Below are 422 nucleotides of genomic sequence, written 5' to 3'. Positions count from 1 at the left end.
CACGGTACGGGCACGAAGCTGGGTGACCCGATCGAGGCGCAGGCGCTGCTGGCGACGTACGGCCAGGATCGTCCCGAGGACCGGCCGCTGCGGCTGGGTTCCATCAAGTCGAACATCGGGCACACCCAGGCGGCTGCGGGTGTCGCGGGGATCATGAAGATGGTGCTGGCGATACGGCATGGAGTGATGCCGCAGACCCTGCACGTCGACGAGCCCTCCACTCACGTGGACTGGTCCGCCGGCGCCGTGGAACTGCTCACGGAGGGCATGCCGTGGCCGGAGACCGGCCGTCCCCGTCGGGCGGGTGTGTCGTCGTTCGGTATCAGTGGGACGAACGCGCACGTGATCCTGGAGCAGGCTCCGGCTGTCGAGGTGACGCCGGTTGCGGGGACTTCGCCGAGCGTGGTGCCGTGGGTGGTGTC

The 422-nt window shown here is 69.2% G+C and carries 1 protein-coding gene; it reads left to right on the top strand.

Annotated elements, in window-relative coordinates; all coding sequences use genetic code 11:
* Positions 1-422, top strand: a 422-nt coding sequence (locus tag GTW67_RS04930) for a ketoacyl-synthetase C-terminal extension domain-containing protein (RefSeq protein WP_161163567.1), incomplete at both ends; no start/stop codon positions are given.

The organism is Streptomyces sp. SID5910, assembly GCF_009862125.1.
GTDB lineage: Bacteria > Actinomycetota > Actinomycetes > Streptomycetales > Streptomycetaceae > Streptomyces.
Note: the sequence above shows the minus strand (reverse complement) of the source record. Positions and strands in the feature narration are given on the sequence as shown.